Origin of the sequence: Pseudoteredinibacter isoporae (assembly GCF_040372805.1) — a bacterium.
GTDB lineage: Bacteria > Pseudomonadota > Gammaproteobacteria > Pseudomonadales > Cellvibrionaceae > Pseudoteredinibacter > Pseudoteredinibacter isoporae_A.
Window position 1 is genome coordinate 1 of the sequence record NZ_BAABWJ010000034.1, and the last position, 547, is coordinate 547.

Annotated in this window: 1 protein-coding gene; it reads right to left on the reverse strand. The window is 58.7% G+C overall.

The window, feature by feature from the left end; translation table 11 throughout:
* Positions 1 to 547 (reverse strand): Calx-beta domain-containing protein (locus ABWW03_RS19940; protein WP_353411439.1); only part of this gene is annotated, 547 nt, incomplete at both ends.

Here is a 547-nt window from a genome sequence, read left to right on the forward strand (position 1 = left end):
TTGAGGCGTTTCCGGTTGACCCGGAGAACCCGCATCCTGAATCGTACCCACACCCACCAGATCGTGACCGCTGGCCGCGGTGTTCGCGCTCAGGTTGGTCAAGGTCATGTTCAAGGTCTCATCGCCTTCTCGCAGGAAGTCGTCAGTGATGGGAACCGTAATTGTGGTGGTGGTCGTGCCCGCCGTGATCGTACCGTTGCCGGACGCTGCGGTGTAATCCGCACCCGCCGTCGCCGTACCATTGCTGCTGGCGTAATCGAAGGTCACATCCTGAGTAGTGCTGTTCGACAAGGTGACCGTAAAGGTCATCGTGCCCGCATCTTCGTTCACGGTCACGTCGTTGATCGAAACTGTCGGCGCCACATCATCGTCATTGATGGTCGCTTCCGCCGATGGGGTTCGACTGTTCGCACCGGTGGTGGTATCAACGTTCTCAAACTGGTTGGCACCTGTGCCCACACCGTCGATGGTGGCGGTGAAGGTTTCGTTATCGAAGTCCGCATCCTGAGCCGTCGGTACGGTCACGGTGGTGCTGCTGTTGCCGTTT